This is a genomic window from Arthrobacter sunyaminii (genome assembly GCF_018866305.1).
Lineage (GTDB): Bacteria > Actinomycetota > Actinomycetes > Actinomycetales > Micrococcaceae > Arthrobacter_B > Arthrobacter_B sunyaminii.
Genome location: NZ_CP076456.1, coordinates 2,151,274 through 2,175,442 on the forward strand (window position 1 = coordinate 2,151,274; position 24,169 = coordinate 2,175,442).

Below are 24,169 nucleotides of genomic sequence, written 5' to 3' on the forward strand. Positions count from 1 at the left end.
CAGACAGGCGGCAGAGGGCTCAGCGGTCCAGCTTGGCTACGGTCAGCAGCACCGCTGAGTCTTCCACCGCCTCCAGGGAGTGCCGCGCCTGGGGCACTATCAACAGGTCCCCGGCGGATCCTTCCCAGGAGTGACCTTCGGCCAGCAGCCGAACACGCCCTTTGAGCACGTGAATGGTCGCTTCACCGGGATTATCGTGCTCGTCCAGAACAAATCCGGCGTTCAGGGCGATGATTGTTTGCCGAAGCACGTGTTCATGTCCGCCGTAAACGGTCTGGGCGCTGCGGCCGCTGGAAGCTTCGCCGGCAATCTGCAGCTGGTTCCGCGCCAATGCGGTGAGAGACTTTTTTTCCATGCTCGGCAGTCTAGGGCAGGGACAGCATCGGCGACAGCAGCATCATCGTGCCGGTGAGTCCACCGGCACGATGACCGCAAGCTGGTCAGGGAACGCGGTTGAGCCATTCATCCGTGCCGAACTTGTCAGCAACCTTCTTCTCGGCGAGGGCCATCTCCTCGTCGGTGATGCCGGCCGGCACAGCACCGTAGCGCGCGGTGAAGGTCTCCATCATCGTCTTGATGATCTCCTCCCGGGTCAGTCCGGTCTGGCGGCGGAGCGGGTCAACCCGTTTCTTGGCACTGGTGGTGCCCTTGTCAGACAATTTTTCCTTGCCGATCCGCAGGACTTCAAGCATCTTGTCGGCATCGATGTCATAGGACATGGTCACGTGGTGCAGCATGCCGCCGCTGCTGAAGCGCTTCTGGGCTGCCCCGCCTATTTTGCCCTGATCCGTGGCGATGTCATTGAGCGGCTGATACCAGGCCTTGATGCCAAGTTTTTCCAGCGATTCCATCACCCAGGCGTCCAAGAAGGGATAGGACTCGGCAAAGCTGAGTCCGTCCACCAGGGACTGCGGAACATAGATCGAATAGGTGATGGCATTGCCGTGTTCCATGAACATGGCCCCGCCGCCGGAAATGCGGCGAACCACCGTTACCCCGTGCTTCCGGGCTCCCTGCGGATCCACTTCGTTGCGCAGCGACTGGAAGCTGCCGATCACCACGGACGGTGTCTCCCATTCCCAGAACCGCAGCGTGGGGTTCCGTTTTCCGGATCCCACTTCTTCGGCCAGCACCTCGTCCATGGCCACGTGCATGGCGGTGGGCAGCGGTGTGGGGCCGATGATTTCCCACTGATGATCATTCCAGCCCGTGGCCTTGGCCAGGGCCCGGCGGACGGCGGTGGCAATGGCCTCCGGGGAGAAGCCAAACAGGACCGCTTCGGCGGGAAGGTTTGCCCGGACCGCTGCGGCAATATCTGCTCCGGTTGCGTCAGCCGGGAGTCCTTCCAAAGCCGCATTGATATCGGCCAGAGCATCATCGGGTTCCAGGAAGAAGTCCCCGCTGAGCGAGACGTCTGCCAGTTTTCCGTCACGGACCTCCAGGTCCACCACCACGAGTTTTCCGCCAACTACCTTGAACTCTCCGTGCAGTCGGCCGCTGTCCTGTTCCCTGCTGCTCATTTGGGTTTCCTTCTCCGCATGTAAAAAGACCCGCCCGGAAATGCCGGGCGGGTCTTCTCAGTCTAGAACCTGTGCTGTTCGTTACGAACGAATTACTTCTTGCCGCCGAAGCCCTTGAAGCGTGCGTTGAAGCGCTCGACACGGCCGGCGGAGTCCATGATGCGCTGCTTGCCCGTGTAGAACGGGTGCGACGCGGAGGAGATTTCCACCTCGATGAGGGGGTAGGTGTTGCCGTCTTCCCACTCGATCGTCTTGGCGGACGTAGCCGTGGAGTTGGTCAGGAACGAGGTGTCGGACGCGAGATCGCGGAAAACAACCGGGCCGTACTTGGGGTGGATATCAGACTTCAATGTATTACCTTCTTTTGGTGCCTGGATTTTGCCAGGCACTGGTGGTTGAAAGCTTGGAATGCCCCCGCACTGCACAACGAAGCGCATGTACAGGGATCAGCAATTCAGCATACCGCATTCGGGGCTGCGGGTTAAAGCCGGCGGGCGGGCAGTGCCTACGACGCCCAGGCACTGTTGACGGCGGTGATGCTTGAAGCGATGCCGCGGGTCTGCCCGGTGAGTTCAAACCGCACCGGGCGGTACCAGTCGTCAAGCCACAGCGTTACCGCGGTGGGCATCATGTCATCCGCCGCAGGGTCCACAGAACGGTAGCCGCTGATTTTGGTGCGGACCCCGCCGTCAAGGACAGCAGCGTAATCCACCTCGACGGATTCGGTGCCGTCAAGCATCTCGGCGACGCGGTCCGGGTTCACGGTGAGCTCCGCAGCGCGGGCCAGCACCGCCGCATAGGCCTCCTCGGGCGTTCCCGTTGCCTTGGCGCTGACCCTGCCGCCGCCGGTGTCCACGCTTCCTCCGCCGGCTCCCGACGTGACCACCAGCCCCGTGTCCGGGCTCTCCAGGGTGAGGGAGAACTCCGGCGCCGTGGTGAAGTCCACGGTGTGCGTCCCCTGCGGTATCCAGCTCGACGACGTCGTGAGGGTTTGGGTTCCACCCCCGCCGGCAGTCATAGCCGCCCGCACACAATCCCCTGCTTCACCGGCAGGCATCCGTGCCTCATCACGACGCAGCAGAAACTGGCAGGCGTCCTGGACCGGCTGGGACATGCCGACTTGGCTGCCGGCAACCCCCACTTTAAGTGGCTCCGGGGTGGGCGCTGCGGTGGGGGTCTCGGTCATGACGGGCGCGGGCGCAGGGGTACGGCTCTGCGTTGGCACGGGAGCAGCGGGCGAGGCTGACACCACTTCCCTGGCCCGTGCCTGATCCGCAGTAGGGCCGCATGCCGTGACGGTCAATGCAGCAGCCACCAGGAACACGACAGCGCCCGGACGAGACGCCCGGACAGCTGCAGGCAGGACTAAACCCGCCCGGCTGCCGGAGTCCTGCAAGGGTCCGCGCTTCATACAAGAGCCCTTCCTGGGTTGTGAACACCGCCCAGTGTTCCACCATCAACGGCAGAGGGTAAGAGTAGGAGCCAAAGCGTGCGAGACGGACCAAAAACCTTACTGCTGGGACCGGGCCCGGCATTCCCAGAAGGCCACGGCGCTGGCGGCAGCGACGTTCAGGGAATCCACGCCCCCGCTCATCGGAATGCGGACGGTAAGGTCCACGGCGGAAAGGGTTCCCGCGGCGAGGCCGTCCCCTTCGGTTCCAAGCACCAGGGCGAGGCGCTCATCGCGGCGCGAGCTGAGCTCGTCCAGGGTCAGGGAGTCCTCAGCCAGCGCCAGCGCAGCAGTGACGAAACCGGCCTTCCGCAGGACTTCCAACTGGCCGGGCCACTGTGTCAGGCGCACCCACGGCACCTGGAACACGGTCCCCATGCTGACCCGGATTGCCCGCCGGTACAGCGGGTCCGCGCAGCGGGGGCTGACCAGTACGGCGTCCACGCCCAGCGCCGCGGCGGACCGGAAGATCGCCCCGATGTTGGTGTGGTCCACAATGTCTTCCAGCACAGCCACCCGGCGGGCTCCCGCCAGCAGGGGCTCCAGCTCCAGCGGCGCCGGCCGTTCCATGGCTGCCAGTGCACCGCGGTGCAGGTGGAACCCGGTGATTTCCTCCAGGACGTCCGCGGTTCCCACGTAGGCAGGCACCTCGGGGTACCGGTCCAGGAGGTCCTGGAGGTCCGGAATCCACTTCTCGGCGAGGAAAAAGGAGCGCGGCCGGTGTCCTGCGTCCAGTGCCCGGCGAAGCACCTTGGAGGATTCGGCAATATACATGCCTTCTTCAGGTTCCCGGCGGCGGCGCAGGGCGGTGTCGGTTAGGCCGGTGTAGTCGGCCACACGCGGATCGGCTGCTGATTTCAGATAGTGGAGGGTCACTTAGAACACCATATTCCACAAGGCGAGCAGACCCAGCAGCACGATGACGGTCCGCAGCACCACCGGGGACAGCCTGCGGCCGACGGCAGCTCCCAGGAACCCGCCAATCAGCGAGCCCACCGCAATGAGCCCCACTACGGGCCACACGATCCGGTCGAAGGCAAACAGCAGATAGGAGACGGCAGCAACAATGTTCACGCCAAGGACCAGGATGTTCTTCATGGCGTTGGCGTTCTGGATGCTGCCGCGCAGGAAGATGCCCAGGATGCCCACCAGCAGGATTCCCTGCGCCGCCACGAAGTAGCCGCCGTACACGCCCGCCAAGTAGATCAGGATGACCAGGATGACGCCCTGGCGCCTGGGCTGTTGCGCGGTTGGTGAGGCATCCGCCCGCCGGCGGACCCAGGACTGCAGTTTCGGCTGGAAGATGACAAACAGCAGCGCCACCACGATCAGGTAGGGCGCCACGGTGCCGAAGACACTCTCCGGCAGGTGCAGCAGCAGCGCGGCTCCTGTGACTCCTCCCAGTACTGAGGCGGGCAGGAGCTTTAGGAGGATGGACTTGAGTCCGGCCAGTTCCCGGCGGTAGCCCCAGGAACCTGCAATGTTTCCGGCGATGAGTCCCATCGCGTTGGAAATGGTGGCGGCCACCGGGGCGTAGCCCAGCGCCACCAGCACGGGAAAGGTGACGAGCGTTCCCGACCCGACCACGGCATTGATCGTCCCCGCCCACAAACCGGCAACGAAGACTACGGCATCATGAAAAATGTCCACAAAAAGGGTGCGTGCTGTGCGAAGGTCAGCGGCGGGCGGTGGCGGACCAGCGGCCGCCGTCGTGCTGCACGTTCAGCGGCAAATCAAAGGCGGTGCTGAGATTCGTCTCGGTGAAGACATCCCCGATGGGACCCGAGGCCACAACGCCGCCGTCGCGCAGCAGCAGCGCGTGGGTGAAACCCGGGGGCACCTCTTCAAGGTGGTGGGTCACAAGCACCATGGCCGGCGCCTCTTCATCTGCGGCCAGCTCGGACAGCCGTGCAACCAGGTCTTCCCGGCCGGCGAGGTCCAGCCCGGCGGCCGGCTCGTCCAGCAGCAGGAGTTCGGGATCGGTCATCAGGGCGCGGGCAATCTGCACGCGCTTGCGTTCACCCTCGCTCAGGGAGGAAAAATTACGGTTCATGAAGGTGGACATGCCCCAGTCATGGAGGAGGCGGAAGGCACGGCGTTCGTCCAGCTTTTCGTACTTCTCCCGCCACCGGCCGGTCATGCCGTAGGAGGCGGTCAGCACCACGTTGAGGACGGTTTCGTGTTCCGGGATCTGGTTCGCAAGGGCGGCTGATGCCAGGCCGATCCGGGGCCGGAGCTCAAAGACATCAACGGTTCCGAGGACTTCCTCAAGGATTCCGGCGACACCGCGGGTGGGGTGCATGCGTCCGCCAGCGATCTGCAGCAGAGTGGTCTTGCCGGCGCCGTTGGGGCCCATGATGACCCAGCGCTCCCCCTCCTTGACCTGCCAGTCAACTGCATCCAACAGGGTCTTGCCGCCGCGGACGACACTTACGGCAGCAAATTCAAGAACATCACTCATAGCACTAGACATTAGGCTAAAGAAAGGGCCGATGGCTAAACGCGTGCCCCGCAGTTCCAGCCCCGCCTGCAGAAACGGATACGCAATGCCCGCTCCCAACTCCCCCGAAAACAGTGCCGCTCCCGAATACAGTGTTGTCAGCTACGGTCGGGAACTGGGTGACGCCTATCTCGCTGCCGTTCAGCGTGCCGTAGGTGTAGCTGGCGGCCGCATCCTGGAACTGGAGAATGCCCCGGGGGACGGTTATGCCGTCACCAAGCTGCTGGTGGAGTATGACGGCGGTATCGAAACTTTGCGGATGGCGGTCACCGCAGCCGCAGCGGCACTTGGCGCTGATGCGCAGGGGGCCGCCAGCGCCGTCGTGCCCTCATGCCTGCTGGAGCCGGCGCGGAAGCTGCTGGTCATGGACGTGGATTCCACCCTGATCAAGCAGGAAGTTATCGAGCTGCTGGCCGCCCACGCGGGCCGCGAAGCCGAGGTTGCCGCCGTCACTGAAGCGGCGATGCGCGGAGAACTGGACTTCGCCCAGAGCCTGCATCAGCGTGTCAGGGCGCTGGCCGGGCTGCCGGAGTCCGTCATCTCGGAAGTGGGCGCCCGCATTGAGCTGTCCGACGGCGCGGAGGCGCTGGTCAAGGAATTCCTGGCTGCCGGGCACGCGGTGGCCGTAGTGTCAGGAGGCTTCAGCCAGGTCCTTGATCCGCTGGCCGAACGCCTGCAGCTGACCTGCGCCAAAGCCAACCTTCTGGGCATTGCCGACGGCGTGCTGACCGGCACCGTGGAAGGCGCCGTGGTGGACCGCGCAGTCAAAGCCGAGTCCCTGCGCACCTGGGCAGCGGCACTGGGCATTGAACAGCGCCACACCATTGCGGTGGGCGACGGGGCCAATGACCTGGACATGCTGGCGGCGGCCGCACTGGGGGTGGCGTTCAACGCCAAACCGGCAGTGCAGGCCGCCGCGGATGCCGTGCTGAACCTGCCCAATCTGGACGTGGTGCAGCACTTTGTGAAGCTCTAGGAGCTCTCTTCTTGCCCGGAACCCGGGAAGGCTAGGACACCTGGCCGGCGCCGAGGTAGTCGGCGCCGCCCACGTATTCGGTGTGTCCCGAGGGAACGTCCGCTGTGGCCATCCGGGCCACCTCGGCACCGAACTCCTGCACAGAGTAGAGCCGGCCGGCTTCCACCCGGCGTGCCTCAATCGCTCCGGGGTTGGCGCGGTCCAGGAGCGTGGCGGTTACGGTTCCTTCGATCATGTCCCCGGAGACCACCACCAGGGTGATGCCCTTCTCCTCGAGCTGCGGCAGGAGCTCGCGCAGGGCGTCCTCGCCTGCGCGCTTGCTGCGGGCCACCGGCTCGTATTCGGGCATGGTGGGAACGGAGTTAATGAAGTGCGCCTGGTGGCTGGTGACGAAAACCACACGGGATCCCGCGGGCATGACGTCCAGGGCGGCGTTGAGCATGTTGACCTGCGCGTCGCGGTTGAGCTTCAGCGCGTAGTCCTCCTCAACGCCGGTTTCCATTCCGCCGGAGGCGTTCAGCACCAGCACGTCCAGGCCGCCGAAGTTCTCCGTGGCGGCGGCAACCAGGGCGGCCGGGCCCTCGGGGGAAGTCAGATCGGCGCCGACGGCGACGGCGCGGCCGCCGTCGTTTTCAATACCGGTGACAACCTTATTGGCCCGGGGGGCCTTCTGGCGGTAGTTGACCACCACGCCGGCCCCTTCGGCGGCCAGGTACTTGGCCACCTCCGCTCCGATGCCGCGTGACGATCCGGTGACGATGGCGGCTTTGCCGTCCAGCAGGCCCATGGGTGCTCCTTTGTGAGAGGTTTTGTCGAAACTGAACAAAGATGATGCGCAACTTCTCCCATCCTGCCAGCCGGCGGCGATCCGCGAAGTGGTGGAAACCTCCAAGGAATCCCGGCCGGAGCTTTAGTGACCCATTCCCAGACCTCCGTCAACGGGGATGACAGCGCCGGAAATGTAGGCGGCTTCGGGGCTGGCAATCCAGCGCACCACACCGGCAACCTCTTCGGGTTCAGCGAACCGGTTGGCCGGGATGGAGGAGAGATAGTTCTTCTGCGTGTCCTCGGGCAGAGCCCGGGTCATGTCAGTGTTGATGAACCCCGGTGCCACCACGTTGGCGGTGATGTTCCGGGAGCCCAGCTCCCTGGTCAGCGACCGGGCAATGCCGATCAGACCGGATTTGGAAGCCGCGTAGTTGATCTGGCCGGGCGAGCCGTACAGCCCCACCACGGAGGAGATCAGGACAACCCGCCCGCGGCGCAGCTTGATCATGCCCTTGGACGCCCGCTTGATGACCCGGAATGCCCCGGTGAGGTTGGTGTCCACGACGTCGGTGAAATCGTCCTCGCTCATCCGCAGGAGCAGGGTGTCGCGGGTGATGCCGGCATTGGCCACCAGCACTTCCACGGGCCCGTGCGCTGCTTCGACCTCGGAGAATGCGGCATCCACCGATGCCATGTCGGTCACATCCGCCTTGACGCCGAGCATGCCCTCCGGCACGTCTCCGCTGCGGTAGGTGATCGCCACCTGGTCGCCGTTGGCAACGAATGCCTGGGCTATGGCCAGCCCGATTCCGCGGTTTCCGCCGGTAACCAGGACGCTGCGGCCGGTGGACGGCTGGGTGTTGTTCTGCACAGATATTCCTCCGCTGAGAGTGTGGGGGTGACAGGAATCGATCCTAGCCGGGCTGGTTCCGACTTCAACATCACAGCTACGGGTGCGACAATGGGACAATCTGTTTGGGAGAGTGATGAACAAGGAATCCAGCCGCGGCGGTCAGATCCCCCGGATCACAGACGCCCGCACGGCGCACACCGATGAGATGCGCGCACGCATGATCAAGTATTCGGTGTCCATGGGCATCCGGCTGGTCTGCCTGTTCCTCTTATTTGTCGTCCACGGGTGGATGCTGTGGGTGGTAATCGCCGGCGCCGTCGTCCTTCCGTATTTCGCCGTGATCATTGCGAACGGAGGATCCGATACGCGCAACATGACCGCATCTGAGTCCATGATTGATGCGCTCCCCTCGCCCGCAATAGAAGCACCCCGCGTCCGGCAACCCGGCGAGCCCGATCCGAATGACTCCCCCGAAACCGCAGTGCTGCACGGCGAGCTTGCCGACGACGAGCCCCCTGCTGACCCCCACGACGATAAGGCACCACCTTCAGCATGAACCTTCTTGACCAACTGGCCCGGACCACCGGGGCTGTCCGGCCCGGAGCCGCACTATCGGATCCCGGCGCCGGATCTCCCGCCGTCTGCTCCCGGAAGGGGTGCCGTGAGGCCGCCCAGTGGCAGCTGCTGTGGAACAACCCGCGGATCCACACCCCGGAACGGCGGAAGATCTGGCTCGCCTGCAGCGATCACCGCGGCTGGCTCGAGGAGTACCTGCAGACCCGCGACCTCTGGAAGCAGACACTGCCCCTGGCCGATGCACCTGCTCCCACAGACACCGGAAGCGGGACCGACTAGATGTACCGTTTCCTCCTCTCCGGCCGCTGGCTGGGCTGGTTTGCCCTGACCGCCCTGCTCTCCGTGGCATGTTCATCCCTGGGGATGTGGCAGCTTGACCGGCGCGACGCCATCCGGGAAGACATCGGCAACGTGGTCAACAACTACGACGCCGCCCCGGTGCCGTTCGAGGACGCCGCCGGCCTCTTCGAGGATTATGACCCGGCCAAAGAATGGCTGCCGGTTTCCATGACCGGGGTCTATGACACAGAAAACCAGCGCATTGTCCGGAACCGGCCGCTCAGCGGACGCGCCGGATACGAAGTGGTGGTTCCGCTGAAACTCTCCGACGGCACCGCAGTGGTGATCAACCGCGGCTGGCTGCCGATCGGCAACGACGAAGCAGGCAAGCCCGACGCCGTGCCGGCTGCTCCCGGCGGCGAGGTAACCGTCGTCGCGCGCATCAAGCCCGCTGAACCGGACGTGAGCCGAGGTGCTCCCGAAGGGCAGCTGGCGTCCATCAATTTGAGCCAGTACCAGGATGAAGTGGGGTACGAACTGGAGCAGGGAGCCTATGGCCTGATGGCCAGCGAGGACCCGCGCCCCGACATCGTTCCGGAAGCTGCCCCCAAGCCGTCAGTGGATGAGGGCCCGCATCTTTCCTACGCCATGCAGTGGTTCGCGTTCGGTGTCATGCTGTTTGTCGGGCTCGGCTATGCCGCCCGCCAGGAAGCGCTGAACCTGCGCTACGGCGATGAAGATGAGTGGGAAGAGGAGGACGACGACGAAATGATCGCCGCCCACCCCGCCCCGAGCCGCCCCCGCCGTCCGCGCAGGCAGCGCGGCAGCACCCAGGAAGATGAAGAGGACGCCCTGCTGGACGCGCAGGGCTACTAGTTCCCTACTGGTAGGAGATGAACCAGGGCTTGGGATCGATCTGCGTGAAGGTCTGCTCCGGAGTCAGGGTAGGAGTGTCCTCGTCGTAAAAGTTCTTCCATCCCGGCCAGATCTCCGGCTGCAGCCCGTTCCGCAGCGCATTCCAGGTGTCCAGCTTCTGGCCCGGTGTTCCATGCCCGTCAGCGTGAAGGCTGACCGCCAGTTCGCTGTGGCTGACCTCGAGCTGATCCCGATTGCGGATCATCGATAAGTTGAACTGGTGCAGCATGAAGAGCTTTTGCGGCAGGACATTCTCCCGCGTCAGGTCTGCGAGCCAGGCGGACACCTCATTGACCTCCGCGGCATCCACGGATCCGATCTGTTCCAGATGACGCTGCCCCGGGGCAAGCCGCCACTCGGAGTCCAAGGCCAGGCCCACATGCGGGAACTTCAGCAGTTCTTCATACCGGATAGCCTGGTTCAGGAAGGTGCTGTGGCCCGGCTGCAGATCAAGGATCACGTAGACGCCGGCGTCACGGGCGGCTTCGATCCACGGCAGCAGGACGTCCACGGCGGTTTCCTCGGAGAAATCACCGTCGGCACCGGGCTCGGAACTGGCAACGGTCGTGATGATTTCGAGGGCAGGCACCACGGGTTCATCACTGTAGGGCCGGTATTGCGCTGCGGTTTCCCGGGCCAGCCGGATGGATTCCTCCAGCCCCTGCTCCCCCAGGACTCCCAGACTGCCGCCGCTGGGATGCCCGTAGAGCGCCACCATCCGCCTGCCGGGGAACACCGTCTGTCCGCCGCCTGGCAGCTCCGGCGCATTCAGTGCCACGTCGCTGTGCGCGGCGAAGGTCTCTGCGCCGCCGAAGCCGTTGCCGGCAGCGTAGATTCCGCCGTCGCGGTGGCTGCGCAAAACCTCGATGACGCCCGGGTCCGCACGGGGATCCGCGGTCTCCACCATTCGCACCTCGGCACCTGCGGCACGTGCCGTGGCAACTGCCGCCGCCGACGCCGGGTCCTCCGTTGCCAGCACAATAGCGTCCGTCCCGGCGCCGGCTGCCTCAAACTCCGGCAGCTCCTGAACCGGGCCGTTGTCCTGCTGGTCCGCGGAAGCTGTATTCGAAGCAGTGGTTTCTTTCGGTACTGCCGCCTCCAGGCCGGGAACCGGAAGCTGCGCACCGCGGTCCATGGCTGCAACAGCGGCAACCAGCGGCGCCGCTTCGGCGGGGACTGCCTCGAGGCCCAGCAACGACCGGAATCCAGCGGCGTCTGCGGGGCCGGGGATTTCTGTCCGCTCTCCCAGGGCGGCAGCCCACTCCCCTTCCGGTGCCCCGTAGAGGACCACCGATTCAGCCTCCAACCGCTCCAGTTCATCGGCAACCTGCTGTTCATTCCCCGGTTCGACCACCAGCAGCGGAACGCCCAGTCCCACTGCTGCGGCGGAAGCCTGCCCCGCGGCGGCAGGGGCACCCGCTCCCAGGACCACCACAGCAGGACTGGAGGCATAGAAGGCACTGCTGGCGGCCAATGAAGCCGGGCCGGCTCCCCCGTCAAACACGCCCCGCAGAGCACCTGCCTGCTGCAGGCTGACCACCGGAATGTCCGGAGCGCCTGTCCCTTCGGACGGTGACGGTTCTCCTGCGCAGCCGCTCAGGATAAGCCCCACAGACAAGGCGCCTGCAGCCAACGAGCGGCGAAAGGGAATCATGGATGAGGAAGAAATAGCGTGCCGTCCTTCGGTGCGGAGCTTGGTGCGGACAAAACCGGGGTCCGCCCCAAAACCTCCAGCTTACTGAAACAGCTGCCCGCACCCAAAGGCGCGGCCTGCAGGCATCACGGCTAAGCAGTAACCCGCCGCACGTAGTCTGCCATTCCCGGCACAGTAAAAGAGACCTGACCCAGTGAGGGCGCATAGATGATGCCCTTGCGTATGAGTGATCCCCGGGTCATGGTCATGGACGTCATTTTCTTTCCGGCCCGGGCTGCCAGCGTTGCCGTCCCGGAACCGCCTTCCCCGTCCACCGCCATGAGCCTCAGGAACTCCCGCTCGGCCTTGGTCGACCTGCGCCAGCGCAGGGGAAAGAAGCCCTGGTCCAGCTGTGCCCGGCCAATTTCGACTGCCACCCTGGCATCATCAGGGCTGATCCGCTGGTGCGGCGCTGACTCCCACGCAGCCGAACCATACTCCTGCAGGAAATACGGATATCCGCCGGCCGCATTGAGCAGCAGATCCAGTGCCTCCGGATCGTAGGAGACGCCCTGTTCAGCTGCCGGCGCAGTGAGGGCAGTGGCCGAGTCTTCACGGTCCAATGCACCAACCCGGCGATAGGTGAACAATCCTTCGGCATACCGCTGGGACTGGTTCAGGACTGACGGAAGGTTCGGCAGGCCGGCTGCCACCAGATAGAAAGGCCAGTCCCGCTGGCTGGCCTGGTGCTGCGCGCCGAGCAAAGCCGACAACAGGCCCGCGTCCAGGTTCTGCATTTCATCCACTACCAGGATCAGTGCCGATTGCCGTTCAGCCAGGGCAACGGCAGTGTCCTCCACTGTTTCTTCCAGGTCGACGGCGAAGGCCCCCGAGTCGCCCCGCCCGTGCCGTGCCCCTACCCCAACATCGATCCCGCTGACCTGCAGCCCGGCAGCAAATGAGGCGATGGTTCCCAGCGCAGCTGCGAGGGCCGGTGTTGCCCTGCGGGAATTGGCCTTGCGCCCCGCCTGCAGCAGCCCTCTGGCGAGCTTGGCACGGATGGCTTTGGGACCGCCTTCGGCGTCCCTTCCCTCGAGGGAAACCACGAGGAAACCGGCATCTTCCGCCCGCCGCCGGAACTCAGTGAGCAGCACGGTCTTTCCCACTCCGTGCAAACCGTGCAGCACTATCCCCCGGTCCGTACGCCCCGCAGCCGCACGCGAAATCAGGAGGTCAAAATCGTTGATCAAGGCTGTCCTGGCGGCCAGTTCGAAAGGCCGGCGTCCGGCTCCTGGTGAGTACGGGTTTGAGGCACTGTCCATGCCACCCATCGTAGCGCAATATCCAGATTATTTTATATTAGTGGATATAAATGGATAACGAATGATGAGGGAACTCAGGGAACCGCGCCGGTCACCGCATGTGCGGATATGGTGTTCCACCTGCGGGGGGAAACGGGGGAATCGCCGGCTCGGCGTACCGGACGTCAACCGGCTGGCCCAAGACGCACTCCCCCAGCGGCTCCGCACCCGCTTACGGATCTCCGCACCCGCTTACGGATCTCCACAGCCACACCGGACGAGGCCCGGACGCCACTCCCCTGCTTTGAAGATCTGCAGGCTCTGATGAGTGTCCTGGCAGGTACACCTTTGGTAAGTAGGAAAGCGTTCAGAGCGACTTATCCAGAAATTCTTATATCTCTTTATGGCAATGGATACTTGTCTTCACGAGGATGGGACCATAGGGCACAAAAAGCGAAGGCCCCCCACGCGCAGTGCGCACGGGGGGCCTTCATCCGGATTGGCGGAGCCGTTTCTGCTTGGCGCCGCGAAGTCCGGCCGCCTTAGGCCAGCGTCACCAGGTCCAGATAGTCTTCGTTCCAGTGGTCCTCGTCGCCGTCCGGCAGCAGGACAACACGCTCTGGATTAAGCGCCGCCACGGCACCCTCATCGTGGCTCACCATCACCACAGCGCCTGAATAGCTGCTCAGGGCACCGAGGATCTCCGCGCGGGAGGCGGGGTCAAGGTTGTTGGTGGGCTCGTCGAGCAGCAGGACATTGGCAGACGAAGCAACAATGGTGGCCAGCGCGAGGCGGGTTTTTTCACCACCGGAGAGCACGCCGGCCTTCTTGTCGACGTCGTCGCCGCTGAACATGAAGGAACCCAGCACGCTGCGCACTTCGGCATCATCCATGTCCGGCGCGGAGGAGCGCATGTTCTCCAGCACGGTCCGTTCCGTATCCAGGGTTTCGTGCTCCTGTGCGTAATAGCCCACCTTCAGACCGTGGCCCGGGATGATCTTTCCGGTGTCCGGAGTGTCGACACCGGCAAGCATGCGCAGCAGCGTTGTCTTACCCGCACCGTTCAGGCCCAGGATGACCACCTTGGATCCGCGGTCGATGGCCAGATCCACGTCGGTAAAGATCTCCAGCGAACCGTAGCTCTTGCTCAGGCCTTCGGCCATCATGGGCGTCTTGCCGCACGGTGCCGGGTCCGGGAAACGCAGGGCGGCTACGCGGTCCGTGGCGCGGACGGCGTCAAGTCCGCCCATGAGGCGGTCCACGCGCTTAAGCATGCTCTGCGCGGCGGATGCACCCGAGGCGCGGGCCTTCATCTTGTTGGCCTGGGCCAGCAGGATGCCGGCCTTCTTCTCGGTGTTGGCGCGCTCACGCTTACGGGCGCGCTCATCCGTTTCGCGCTGGATCTTGTAGCGCTTCCAGTCCATGTTGTAGATATCGATCGTGGCGCGGTTGGCATCCAGGCTGAAGACCTTGTTGACCGTTGCTTCCAGCAGCGCGGTGTCGTGGCTGATCACGATCAACCCGCCGGTGTGGTTCTTCAGGAACTCACGCAGCCAGGAGATGGAGTCGGCATCGAGGTGGTTGGTGGGCTCATCGAGGAGCATGGTTTCGGCATCCGAATACAGGATCCGGGCCAGCTCCACGCGGCGGCGCTGGCCACCGGAAAGGGTGCTCAGGGGCTGGTTCAGCAACCGGTCCGGCAGGGCCAGGTTGGCGGTGATGGTTGCCGCTTCAGACTCTGCGGCATATCCGCCGGCGGAAAGGAACTCGGCCTCCAGCCGGTCATAGCGGTTCATGGCCTTCTGCGAGATTTTGGGGTCATCGCTGGCCATTTCATCCTGGCACTTCTTCAACTGTGCGGAGACCTTGTCCAGCCCGCGGGCGGAAAGGATGCGGTCCCGCCCGAGCTGCTCCATGTCGGGCGTGCGCGGATCCTGGGGCAGGTAGCCAATCTCGCCGGAACGCTTCACATGCCCTGCTGCCGGCAGCGCCTCCCCTGCGAGAACCTTGGTCAGAGTGGTTTTGCCCGCGCCGTTGCGGCCCACCAATCCGATCTTGTCGCCTTTGTCCACACGGAATGAAACCGCTTCCATGAGCAAACGTGCGCCGGCACGGAGCTCGAGATTAGATACGGAAATCACTCAGTGGACCTTTCGAGGGGGTTCGGGGATAGTACTCGTGCTGCGATCGCAGCCTTTCCAGTCTACCGCCGATCGACACTTTGTAGAAAACCTCCAAAGGAATTACAGCGCCGCGCGGTTAGGGTCAACAGGGATGCGGCGATGCCGAGGCATAACGCCGAACCCACTTGTAGACGTCCTACGAAACGAGACCAGATGAGCACTTCCTCCGCTGATGCTGTGGCACCTTCCCGGCGGGGGCGGCTCCCCCGCCGCCCCTGGAATACTGCGGACCTGTCCCTTATTGCCGTTTTTGCTGCGCTGGTCGCCTCGTTCTCGCTGCTTCCCGGAGTACCCCTGGGCGCCGGGGTTCCCATTACCCTCCAGACACTGGCCGTTATGCTCGCCGGCATCATTCTGGGACCTGCCCGCGGAGCTGCTGCCGTTGCCTTGTTCCTGGCCGCCGGCCTGGCCGGATTGCCCGTCTTCAGCGGCTTCAGCGGCGGCCTGGGCGTGCTGGCCGGCCCCTCCGCCGGGTACCTGCTGGCCTTTGTGCCCGCAGCCTTCGTAGTGGGACTGCTGTCCCGGGCTGCCCTGCGCCGTAGCCGCCGGGCGCGTTTTCCACTCCTTTTCGCCTCCGCCATGGCCGCCAGTTTCATCTGTGTGCACCCGTTGGGCATCGCCGGCCTGATGCTCAATGCGAAGCTCGGATTCCCGGCGGCACTGGCCGCTGACATGGCTTTCTGGCCCGGCGATGTGCTCAAGAACCTGCTCGCGGCAGCCGTGGGAGTCAGTGTCTTCACGGCCTTCCCCCGACTGGCAACAAAGAGCCGCTGATGGTTCAGATCCGCCTGCGGGACGTTTCAGTGCTCCGCTCCCCCGACCCGTCGTCCACACCCAACACCGGCGACCCTGCTGCCGCCAGCACCCCCGGTCCGATCCTGCACCCCGTGAACCTGGATCTGGACGAGTCCCGGATCGCCGTCATCGGCGCCAACGGCTCCGGAAAATCGACTCTTCTGAAACTGCTCAACGGACTGCTGACTCCGGACACCGGGACGGTAACCGTGGACGGCCTGGATACGGTGTGCCAGGGCAGCCGGGTCCGCCGGCGGGTGGGGTTTGTTTTCACGGATCCCCTCTCCCAGCTGGTCATGCCAACAGGGCGCGACGACGTCGAACTCTCGCTGCGCGCGTCCATCCGTAAGCGGTCGGAGCGGCGAGCTGCGGCAGAAGACAGGTTGGCCGCCTTCGGACTGCTGGGCCTGGCGGACCGGAGCATCTATGACCTCTCCGGCGGGGAACGCCAGCTCATGGCGCTGGCGTCAGTGCTGGCCGTTGAACCGGATGTCCTGATAGCTGATGAACCCAGCACGCTGCTGGACCTGCGCAATACCGCCGCGCTCCGCCGGATCCTTTCCGGGTTGCCGCAGCAGATCATCTACACAACCCATGACCTGGACTTCGCCGCAGATGCGGAACGGATCCTGGTAGTTGAGGACGGCAGGATCGTGTTCGACGGCGCCCCCGGGCCTGCGCTGGCCGCCTACCGTGCGCTGGCGCTGGGTTCCGGCAGCGGACCGGCCGTGCGGGGCACGCCGTGAGGAGGCCGCAGTGAGGGGTTCGGCTCACCTGCTCGGCGCCTACCGGGCCGGACGCTCCCCCGTGCACCGGGCGCCGCTGGGCCTGAAGGCTGCCGCCGTCGTCGTAATGTCCGCGGTTGTTCTCGCCTTTCGTTCGCTGCCGGTGCTGGGGGCAGCTCTCCTGCTGGTCCTCGGGGCGTACGCCGCGGCGCGGCTGCTCCCGGAATCGTGGCGTCCCCTGAAGCTGATGTGGCCGGTCCTGCTGCTGCTGGGCGCTTTCCAAATGTGGTCCAACGGTGCCGCCGCGGCACTGCTGGTGGTGGGAAACATTGTGGCCTGCGTGGCTGCCGCCCGGCTGTTGACCCTCACCACGCCCCTGCAGGACCTTCTGGACGGACTCGTGGCGCTGGCGGGGCCGTTCCGCTTCCTTGGAGCAGATCCGGAGCGTTTCGGACTGACGCTGGCCCTCATGCTGCGCAGTATTCCGTTCCTGCTCGGCTCGGCCCGGGATGTTCGCCACTCCGCTATGGCGCGCGGCCTGGAGCGCAACCCCCGTGCCCTCACCGTTCCCGTGGTGATCAGGGCTGTGGCCTACGCCCAGCAAACAGGCGACGCCCTGGCCGCCCGCGGCATCGGGGAGGCAGCCGATCCTCCGGTGCCTGAACGCAAGCATGCTGAGGGTCGGGGATAATCGGAGCATGAGTTTTAACGAAAATGCGCGATTGGACTCCTCCCGTGTCAGCGACCGGCGGGGCAAGGGCAAAGGTATTGCTGTAGGCGGCGGGCTCGGCGGAGGACTCATCCTCATCCTGTCGCTGATCTTCGGCTCGGATGTGGTGGACGGTCTCGGCCTCAGCGACGGCGGCAGCCCCGCCGGAGCGGGCTCCGGTTATTCCGAGAGCATCTCCGAATGCCTGGACGGAGCCGACGCGAACGAACGCCTCGACTGCCGGATTGTGGGAACAGCCGAGAGCCTGGACAGCTTCTGGGGTCCGGCCCTGGCTGCGGAGGGGCTTTCCTACTCCGAACCGGGTGTTGCGCTCTTCAGCGGACGCACCGACACCGGGTGCGGGTCCGCGACCAGCGCAGTGGGTCCCTTCTACTGCCCCGCTGATGAGCAGACCTACTATGACACTGCATTCTTCGACGAACTCGTGGCTCAGTATGGTGCCTCCGGCGGCCCGCTGGCGCAGGAGTACGTGGTGGCCCATGAGTTTGGGCACCACATCCAGAACCTGACCGGCGTCCTGGGCGCCTCGGCATCCGATCCGCGCGGTGCTGATTCTGCCGCGGTGCGGACCGAGCTGCAGGCGGACTGCTATGCGGGGCTGTGGGCGGGCAATGCCGCTTCGGTGCCGGCCCCGGGCAGCACCGAGCCCTTCCTGGCGGAGCTGACGGCAACGGATGTGCAGGACGCCCTCTCTGCCGCCTCCGCCATCGGCGATGACCGGATCCAGTCCAAGGCCACCGGCCAGGTGAATCCGGAGAGCTGGACGCACGGCTCCGGCGACCAGCGGCAGGCCTGGTTCATGCAGGGTTACGACGGCGGCAGCATCGCCTCCTGCGACACGTTCAGCGCCCCGGATCTGGACAACCCCTAGCCGTCTCTTCGGTTGGACCCCTCACGGAACCGGGCCAGTTCCTGCCGCAGATCGGTTCCGGGGTTGAAATGCACCGTGTGCAGACCCAGCGCCCGGGCCGCCTCGATGTTGCGGACGTTGTCATCAATGAAGACAACGTCCGCCGGGGCCGCTCCCAGCTTGTCCAGGACATGCGCGAAGATCCGGCGGTCAGGCTTGATCATTCCCAGCGGTCCACTGAAAAAGGTGTGCGCGAAGCGGGCAGGCCACGCCGCTTCCCGAAGGTACCGGGCGGACATCCCGGCCGGCATGTTGGAGAGCAGCGCCAGCTGCGCGCCTTCGCCCGACAGGGTCTCCAGCACGGCCATGGTGTCCGCATTCAGGTGAGACCACTGGACGGCGTCCAGATCCTCCAGCACCCTGAGCTGTTCTGCGCTCACCGCTGTGCCCAGCACCCGGGCCCAGTATTGCGCGGGAGTATGGGTGCCGGCGTCGTAATCCTCCCGGTACGCCCAGTAAGGACTCGACGCCGGTGCCAGCTGCTGCAGCCCGGTTTCCCGTTCCAGCGCAGCCCAGTCTCCCGCCTCCGGCTCGGTGGATATGACCATGCCGTAGTCGAACAGATACCAGCTTCTGGAGCGGGACAACGGTGTCACGGCTGCCCGGCCGGGTCTCCGATATTGACCTCGGTAAAGTCCCGGCAGAGCAACCACCGGTTGTCCGCCAGCTGCCAGGATTCCATCAGCAGGGCCCTGCCGGTGACCTTGTTGCCGCTGCGGTAAGTCATTTCATAGCAGACGACGGCCTCATCCGGTCCCCGGGAAGCTACCGTCCGGAACCCGGCATGCACGGTGCTGCCGCGCATCCCGGAAACTGTGTCCCGGAAACCCTTCCGCGCCGCTTCGCCGTCAAACGGATGAGCCGTGGCCGCAACGTGTCCCAGCCAGCCGTGGTAATCCGGTGCCAGAAATGACTCGATGGGTCCGCTGTCCCCGGAAGCCATTGCCTCGTTCCAGGCTGCCATGTAGTCGTCGTGAAAATGCGGAGCAGTGTTCATGTGGTCCCTTGCGGATTGTCGCGTTTGTCCTCTGGCGCAGACGCTAGCATCCCCGGGCCGCAAAAAAGCGCAGGGCCGCTCCCCCGTCCCCGGGAAAGCGGCCCTGCGCTTTGGTGCAGTTCTCTAGATGTTGAAGCCCAGCGCGCGCATCTGGTCGCGGCCGTCGTCCGTGATCTTCTCGGGACCCCACGGCGGCATCCAGACCCAGCTCAGCCGCCAGTCGTCCACAACGCCGTCCAGTGCCTGGCCAACCTGCTCTTCGATGACATCGGTGAGCGGGCAGGCCGCGGTGGTCAGCGTCATGTCGATCAGCAGAGCGCCGTCGTCCGCGTACCGCAGGCCGTAGAGCAGCCCCAGGTCAACGACGTTCACGCCCAGCTCGGGGTCGATGACGTCCTTCAGGGCCTCTTCGATGTCCTCCAGGGACGTCTGGGCCAGGTTCGGCTCACTCATCATCTGCTCCTGTGCAGTTGTATCGGTCAGGGTGGTGCCTAGGCCTTCAGGGCGTTGGCAGTGGCGGTGGCCGCCGTGGCGTTGGCGCCGGTGAAGCGGTCGTAGCCTTCTTCTTCCAAACGGTCGGCCAGTTCCGGCCCGCCCTGCTCGGCAATGCGGCCGTCAACGAAGACGTGGACGAAGTCCGGCTTGATGTAGCGCAGGATCCGCGTGTAGTGCGTGATGAGCAGCGTGCCCATTTCGCCCTTGGAGTGTTCGCGGTTAACGCCTTCGGAGACAACCTTCAGGGCGTCAACGTCCAGGCCGGAGTCCGTCTCGTCGAGGATGGCGAACTTCGGGCGGAAGAGCTCGAGCTGGAGGATCTCAACGCGCTTCTTCTCGCCGCCGGAGAAGCCTTCGTTGACGTTGCGCGACGCAAAGTCTGCGTCAATGCGCAGCTGGCTCATGGCAGCCTTGACGTCCTTGGTCCAGTGGCGCAGGGAGGGTGCTTCGCCGTCGAGCGCAGTCTTGGCGGTGCGCAGGAAGTTGGTCATGGTGACGCCGGGGACCTCTACCGGGTACTGCATGGCCAGGAACAGGCCGGCGCGGGCGCGCTCGTCCACGCTCATGGACAGGACATCTTCGCCGTCGAGCGTGATGGAGCCGCTGTCCACGATGTAGCGGGGGTGCCCGGCAATGGTGGAGGCCAGGGTGGACTTGCCGGAGCCGTTGGGGCCCATGATGGCGTGCGTCTCACCGGTATTGATGGTCAGGCTGACGCCCTTCAGGATCTGCTTCTTGACACCCTGTTCGGTCTCAATGCTGACGTGAAGATCCTTGATCTCAAGAGTAGACATACGAGTTACGCTTTCTCCTTTGCACGCTCTGGTGCGTATTTAAGCTTCAAAAAGTGTGGGTGCAGCTTCGGTTCCCCGGGAGCCGCACGGCTTCCGGGGAACCGGGTGCTAGCTCTCGACTGCTGCGAGCTCGCGCTCGACGGCCTCGGTGAGGCGCTCTTCCAGTGCCGGAACCTTGATCTGCTGGATGATCTCGTTGAGGAACCCGCGAACCACCAGGCGGCGGGCAACATCCTCGGGGATGCCGCGGGCCATCAGGTAGAACAGGTGCTCGTCATCGAAACGGCCGGTGGCGCTGGCATGGCCGGCGCCTTCAATCAGGCCGGTTTCGATTTCCAGGTTCGGTACGGAGTCCGCGCGGCCGCCGTCGGTGAGCAGCAGGTTGCGGTTGACCTCGTATGTGTCGGTGCCTTCTGCCTCCTTGCGGATCAGGACGTCACCTACCCAGACGGTGTGCGCATCGCGGCCCTGCAGGGCGCCCTTGTACATGACGCGGGACTTGCAGTTCGGCACTGCGTGGTCCACGAACAGCCGCTGTTCCAGGTGCTGGCCGGCGTCGGCGTAGTACAGGCCGAACATCTGGACATCGCCGCCGGTGGCAGTGAACTTTGAGGACGGAGTGACACGCACCAAGTCACCGCCGAGGCTGATGACGACGTGCTTGAACTTCGCGTCACGGCCAATCCGGGCGTACTGCGCAGAAGCGTGAACGGCGTCGTCATCCCAGTCCTGAACCGACACAACGGTCAGTTCAGCACCGTCTTCGACGACGATTTCCACGTTCTGGGACAGCGTTGCCGATCCCTTGTGGTCAAGCACGACCACTGCCTTGGAGAACTTCTCCGCGGTAATGACCACGTGCTGGGCTGCGGGGTCCTTGCCGGCACCGGTCATGGTCAGCGTGACGCTGCCGTCAACGACGGTTTCAGCCGGGATGGTCACAGCGGTGGCTTCCGTGAAGGCTTCCCAAGCGGCAGCTGCCACCAGGTCCTCGGGGATGCCGGCGGAGCCGATGCGGGCATCGGTGCGGGCGACGTTCTCCACCCGGACACCGTCGGGAGCCACCACGGCCACCTCGGGGGCGGTGCCGGTGAGTTCAGCTGTGTGCAGGCCGCGAAGGCGCTTGAGCGGGGTGAACCGCCAGTCCTCTTCACGTCCGGTCAGTTTGCCGAAGTCGGCCCGGTTGTAGGAGGTCAGGCGTCCGGCGCGTGAGCTGTCCGGAATGCCTGCCCCTGCGCCGTGGCTGTGGGACTTGCTGCTGTCGCCGCCAAGAACCGAGGAAGATTCATTCAGCGGAGAGAGGTTCTCGCCCTCTTCGGTGAATCCGTCAATCCGGACACGGCTGTCCCCTGAGGGCGCGCCAATCCTGGCTTTGACTTCCTCTACTGCATTGCTGACCTTTTCGGTCACGTTTTCGACGACGTCGTTAAGCTTCGACATTAACCGACGGCTCCTTCCATCTGGAGTTCGATGAGGCGGTTGAGTTCAAGGGCGTATTCCATCGGCAGTTCACGCGCAATCGGCTCAATAAAGCCGCGCACGATCATTGCCATTGCCTCGTCCTCGGGAAGGCCGCGGGACATGAGGTAGAACAGCTGCTCCTCGCTGACGCGGGAAACAGTGGCTTCGTGGCCCATGGTGACGTCATCTTCGCGGATGTCCACGTACGGGTACGTGTCCGAGCGGGAGATGGTGTCCACCAGCAGGGCGTCGCAGCGCACGGTGTTGGCCGAGTGTTTGGCGCCTTCGCGGACCTGGACCAGGCCGCGGTAGGCAGCACGGCCGCCGCCGCGGGCCACGGACTTGGAAATAATGGAGCTCTTGGTGTTCGGTGCAATGTGGACCATCTTGGATCCGGTGTCCTGGTGCTGGCCCTCGCCGGCGAAAGCGATGGACAGGGTCTCGCCCTTGGCATGCTCGCCAACCAGGTAGACGGCCGGGTACTTCATGGTGACCTTGGAACCGATGTTGCCGTCGATCCACTCCATGGTGGCGCCCTCGTGTGCAATGGCGCGCTTTGTCACCAGGTTGTACACGTTGTTGGACCAGTTCTGGATGGTCGTGTAGCGGACGCGGGCGCCCTTCTTCACGATGATTTCGACGACGGCGGAGTGCAGCGAGTCCGAGGTGTAGATCGGTGCGGTGCAGCCCTCGATGTAGTGGACGTAGGAATCCTCGTCCGCAATGATCAGGGTGCGCTCGAACTGGCCCATGTTTTCCGTGTTGATGCGGAAGTAGGCCTGCAGCGGGATTTCCACGTGGACGCCCTTGGGGACGTAGACGAAGGAACCGCCGGACCACACGGCCGTGTTCAGGGAGCCGAACTTGTTGTCGCCGACCGGGATGACAGTGCCGAAGTACTCCTGGAACATTTCCGGGTGTTCCTTCAGGGCGGTGTCGGTGTCCAGGAAGATGACGCCCTGGCGTTCGAGGTCCTCGCGGAGCTGGTGGTAGACAACCTCGGACTCGTACTGCGCTGCGACGCCGGAAACCAGGCGGCCGCGCTCAGCTTCGGGGATGCCGAGCTTCTCATACGTGTTGCGGATGTCCTCGGGGAGGTCTTCCCAGGTGTTGGCCTGCTTCTCGGTGGAGCGCACGAAGTACTTGATGTTGTCGAAGTCGATGCCGGAGAGGTCTGCACCCCAGGTGGGCATGGGCTTCCGGTCGAAGTACTTCAGGCCCTTCAGGCGAAGGTCCAGCATCCACTGGGGTTCGTTCTTCTTTGCCGAGATGTCCCGGACAACTTCCTCGCTGAGCCCGCGGCGGGCGTTTGAACCCGCGACGTCGGAGTCGGCCCATCCGTATTCGTAGGTACCGATGCCCTCGAGCTCAGGGTTTTTCTCCAGGATGTCTGAAATCACAGAATCCGGCACCGCGGCGGGCGCCGTTGACTTCTGGGTTGCTTGATCCGTCATCACGGCCTTTCTTGCTGATGAATGGATGTGGACTTATTGGTTTCGGCGTGCACGGGGACGTGCGCCTCGGACCTGGTGCGGCCCACGGGTATGTGGGTCGTACAAACATGCCCGCCGCGGGAAAGCGTGGAAAGTCTACGGACATCCACGTCCAGCAGCCGGGCAAAAACTTCGGTTTCCTTGTCGCAGAAGACCGTGTAGGAACTCGCCAGTCCCTGAATGGGGCAGTGCCCCTGGCACAGCTGGACGCTGAGCAGTGTGCTGGGCTGCTTCGCCGTCCCGATCAGAGTGGTCGAGCCGACAAACCCGTCCTTGGTCAGCTCTGCTGCCAATGCTTCGGCCTTATCCTGAACGGCGGGACCGGCCGCTTCCACGACCGGACGGTAGCGTTCTTCCATCCGGTCGAAACGTTCGGCGGCGAACTTCTCTATCGCCTCCGGCCCGGCTGCGAGGCCGAGCTGGCGCAGGGCTTCGGTGGCGATGTCCAGGTAATCGTTGCCCAGATACGCCTGACCCTGCTTGCTCAGAACGTACCGGCGCGCCGGCCGCCCTGCACCCGACGAGGGATTGTTCACTCGCTTGACTTCGATCAGTCCCTTTGCGGAAAGCGCATCGAGGTGCCGGCGGACTGCTGCGGGGGTGAACCCGAGCCGTTCGCCCAGCTCCGCTGCGCTCACCGGGCCATGCTCCAGCACCGCGCCCAGGACACGGTCCCGGGTGCGTTCCTCCGCTTCGCGGGCTGCTGCCGGCTTGGCGACTGCCTTCGGCTCAGAGTTACTCACAGAATACACAACACAAGCATGACGTAATTTGTTCCTGCCTGCCAGTAAGGACAGGCTACCCACCGCCTGCCG

Annotated in this window: 27 protein-coding genes; 8 read left to right on the plus strand and 19 right to left on the minus strand. The window is 64.6% G+C overall.

What is annotated here, in order from left to right:
- Positions 1–19: 19 nt before the first annotated feature.
- From KG104_RS09605 to KG104_RS09635, 7 genes are all read right to left on the minus strand, one after another.
- Entirely contained in the window at positions 20–355 is a 336-nt protein-coding gene (locus KG104_RS09605; RefSeq protein WP_104054225.1) for a cupin domain-containing protein, read from the minus strand.
- An 85-nt stretch (positions 356–440) separates the two neighbouring features.
- On the minus strand, positions 441–1,520 hold the full coding sequence (locus KG104_RS09610; protein ID WP_104054224.1) for a lipoate-protein ligase LplAB: 1,080 nt from the start codon (positions 1,518–1,520) through the stop codon (positions 441–443).
- 92 nt (positions 1,521–1,612) lie between these two features.
- Complete coding sequence (locus KG104_RS09615) at positions 1,613–1,870, minus strand: type B 50S ribosomal protein L31 (RefSeq protein WP_104054223.1); 258 nt, start codon at positions 1,868–1,870, stop codon at positions 1,613–1,615.
- Between the two features lie 155 nt (positions 1,871–2,025).
- Positions 2,026–2,706 (minus strand): hypothetical protein, encoded by a 681-nt coding sequence (locus KG104_RS09620; RefSeq protein ID WP_207346890.1) that lies wholly within the window; start codon positions 2,704–2,706, stop codon positions 2,026–2,028.
- A gap of 324 nt (positions 2,707–3,030) precedes the next feature.
- The gene (locus tag KG104_RS09625; RefSeq protein WP_207346891.1) at positions 3,031–3,846 is read right to left on the minus strand and encodes a TrmH family RNA methyltransferase; all 816 of its coding nucleotides are present in this window, start codon (positions 3,844–3,846) and stop codon (positions 3,031–3,033) included.
- The gene (locus tag KG104_RS09630; RefSeq protein WP_104103629.1) at positions 3,847–4,620 is read right to left on the minus strand and encodes a sulfite exporter TauE/SafE family protein; all 774 of its coding nucleotides are present in this window, start codon (positions 4,618–4,620) and stop codon (positions 3,847–3,849) included.
- 25 nt (positions 4,621–4,645) lie between these two features.
- Positions 4,646–5,431: an ABC transporter ATP-binding protein gene (locus KG104_RS09635; RefSeq protein ID WP_104054219.1), complete on the minus strand. Its 786-nt coding sequence runs from the start codon at positions 5,429–5,431 to the stop codon at positions 4,646–4,648.
- Positions 5,432–5,516: 85 nt separating this feature from the next.
- Between KG104_RS09635 and serB the strand changes: the two genes are divergently transcribed.
- Positions 5,517–6,446: a phosphoserine phosphatase SerB gene (serB, locus tag KG104_RS09640; RefSeq protein ID WP_207346892.1), complete on the plus strand. Its 930-nt coding sequence runs from the start codon at positions 5,517–5,519 to the stop codon at positions 6,444–6,446.
- Positions 6,447–6,477: 31 nt separating this feature from the next.
- Here the strand turns inward: serB and KG104_RS09645 are convergent, their stop codons facing one another.
- Both KG104_RS09645 and fabG read right to left on the minus strand, forming a co-directional pair.
- Positions 6,478–7,233: an SDR family oxidoreductase gene (locus tag KG104_RS09645; RefSeq protein ID WP_104054217.1), complete on the minus strand. Its 756-nt coding sequence runs from the start codon at positions 7,231–7,233 to the stop codon at positions 6,478–6,480.
- A gap of 123 nt (positions 7,234–7,356) precedes the next feature.
- Positions 7,357–8,085, minus strand: a complete 729-nt coding sequence (gene fabG, locus KG104_RS09650) for a beta-ketoacyl-ACP reductase (RefSeq protein ID WP_104161107.1) — start codon at positions 8,083–8,085, stop codon at positions 7,357–7,359.
- A gap of 115 nt (positions 8,086–8,200) precedes the next feature.
- Here fabG and KG104_RS09655 point away from each other — a divergent pair, with 115 nt between their 5' ends.
- From KG104_RS09655 to KG104_RS09665, 3 genes are read left to right on the plus strand one after another with little or no spacing between them, the layout of a single operon-like run.
- The gene (locus KG104_RS09655) at positions 8,201–8,623 is read left to right on the plus strand and encodes a DUF3099 domain-containing protein (RefSeq protein ID WP_237685161.1); all 423 of its coding nucleotides are present in this window, start codon (positions 8,201–8,203) and stop codon (positions 8,621–8,623) included.
- Complete coding sequence (locus KG104_RS09660) at positions 8,620–8,922, plus strand: hypothetical protein (RefSeq protein ID WP_207346893.1); 303 nt, start codon at positions 8,620–8,622, stop codon at positions 8,920–8,922. Before KG104_RS09655 ends, KG104_RS09660 begins: the two co-directional genes overlap by 4 nt.
- The gene (locus KG104_RS09665) at positions 8,923–9,798 is read left to right on the plus strand and encodes an SURF1 family cytochrome oxidase biogenesis protein (protein WP_207346894.1); all 876 of its coding nucleotides are present in this window, start codon (positions 8,923–8,925) and stop codon (positions 9,796–9,798) included. It abuts the gene before it with no gap.
- 4 nt (positions 9,799–9,802) lie between these two features.
- Here the strand turns inward: KG104_RS09665 and KG104_RS09670 are convergent, their stop codons facing one another.
- From KG104_RS09670 to KG104_RS09680, 3 genes are all read right to left on the minus strand, one after another.
- Positions 9,803–11,449 carry a hypothetical protein gene (locus KG104_RS09670; RefSeq protein ID WP_207346895.1) on the minus strand — a complete coding sequence of 549 codons (1,647 nt, stop codon included), beginning with the start codon at positions 11,447–11,449 and terminating at the stop codon, positions 9,803–9,805.
- A 173-nt stretch (positions 11,450–11,622) separates the two neighbouring features.
- Positions 11,623–12,792: an ATP-binding protein gene (locus KG104_RS09675; protein ID WP_207346896.1), complete on the minus strand. Its 1,170-nt coding sequence runs from the start codon at positions 12,790–12,792 to the stop codon at positions 11,623–11,625.
- Positions 12,793–13,313: 521 nt separating this feature from the next.
- A complete protein-coding gene (locus KG104_RS09680) occupies positions 13,314–14,912 on the minus strand; it encodes an ABC-F family ATP-binding cassette domain-containing protein (protein WP_104161111.1) in 1,599 nt (532 codons plus the stop codon).
- Positions 14,913–15,107: 195 nt separating this feature from the next.
- Between KG104_RS09680 and KG104_RS09685 the strand changes: the two genes are divergently transcribed.
- The 4 genes from KG104_RS09685 to ypfJ are packed head-to-tail and all read left to right on the plus strand — an operon-like array spanning position 15,108 to position 18,075.
- On the plus strand, positions 15,108–15,728 hold the full coding sequence (locus tag KG104_RS09685) for a biotin transporter BioY (protein WP_207346897.1): 621 nt from the start codon (positions 15,108–15,110) through the stop codon (positions 15,726–15,728).
- Complete coding sequence (locus tag KG104_RS09690; protein ID WP_104161113.1) at positions 15,728–16,495, plus strand: energy-coupling factor ABC transporter ATP-binding protein; 768 nt, start codon at positions 15,728–15,730, stop codon at positions 16,493–16,495. The genes KG104_RS09685 and KG104_RS09690 overlap by 1 nt, the downstream gene beginning before the upstream one ends.
- A 10-nt stretch (positions 16,496–16,505) precedes the next feature.
- The gene (locus KG104_RS09695; RefSeq protein WP_237688573.1) at positions 16,506–17,165 is read left to right on the plus strand and encodes an energy-coupling factor transporter transmembrane component T; all 660 of its coding nucleotides are present in this window, start codon (positions 16,506–16,508) and stop codon (positions 17,163–17,165) included.
- A 7-nt stretch (positions 17,166–17,172) separates the two neighbouring features.
- Positions 17,173–18,075: a KPN_02809 family neutral zinc metallopeptidase gene (gene ypfJ, locus KG104_RS09700; protein ID WP_104161115.1), complete on the plus strand. Its 903-nt coding sequence runs from the start codon at positions 17,173–17,175 to the stop codon at positions 18,073–18,075.
- Here the strand turns inward: ypfJ and KG104_RS09705 are convergent.
- From KG104_RS09705 to KG104_RS09735, 7 genes are all read right to left on the minus strand, one after another.
- The gene (locus KG104_RS09705) at positions 18,072–18,701 is read right to left on the minus strand and encodes an HAD family hydrolase (RefSeq protein ID WP_237686877.1); all 630 of its coding nucleotides are present in this window, start codon (positions 18,699–18,701) and stop codon (positions 18,072–18,074) included. The genes ypfJ and KG104_RS09705 overlap by 4 nt on opposite strands.
- Before the next feature lie 5 nt (positions 18,702–18,706).
- The gene (locus tag KG104_RS09710; RefSeq protein WP_207346898.1) at positions 18,707–19,111 is read right to left on the minus strand and encodes a nuclear transport factor 2 family protein; all 405 of its coding nucleotides are present in this window, start codon (positions 19,109–19,111) and stop codon (positions 18,707–18,709) included.
- 123 nt (positions 19,112–19,234) lie between these two features.
- Complete coding sequence (locus KG104_RS09715) at positions 19,235–19,564, minus strand: metal-sulfur cluster assembly factor (RefSeq protein ID WP_104054819.1); 330 nt, start codon at positions 19,562–19,564, stop codon at positions 19,235–19,237.
- Between the two features lie 38 nt (positions 19,565–19,602).
- Positions 19,603–20,400: a Fe-S cluster assembly ATPase SufC gene (sufC, locus tag KG104_RS09720; protein ID WP_104054206.1), complete on the minus strand. Its 798-nt coding sequence runs from the start codon at positions 20,398–20,400 to the stop codon at positions 19,603–19,605.
- A 108-nt stretch (positions 20,401–20,508) separates the two neighbouring features.
- Positions 20,509–21,840, minus strand: a complete 1,332-nt coding sequence (sufD, locus tag KG104_RS09725) for a Fe-S cluster assembly protein SufD (RefSeq protein ID WP_104054205.1) — start codon at positions 21,838–21,840, stop codon at positions 20,509–20,511.
- On the minus strand, positions 21,840–23,315 hold the full coding sequence (gene sufB / locus KG104_RS09730) for a Fe-S cluster assembly protein SufB (protein ID WP_104054204.1): 1,476 nt from the start codon (positions 23,313–23,315) through the stop codon (positions 21,840–21,842). Before sufB ends, sufD begins: the two co-directional genes overlap by 1 nt.
- Entirely contained in the window at positions 23,315–24,106 is a 792-nt protein-coding gene (locus KG104_RS09735; RefSeq protein ID WP_181032285.1) for a helix-turn-helix transcriptional regulator, read from the minus strand. Before KG104_RS09735 ends, sufB begins: the two co-directional genes overlap by 1 nt.
- Between the last annotated feature and the right edge of the window lie 63 nt (positions 24,107–24,169).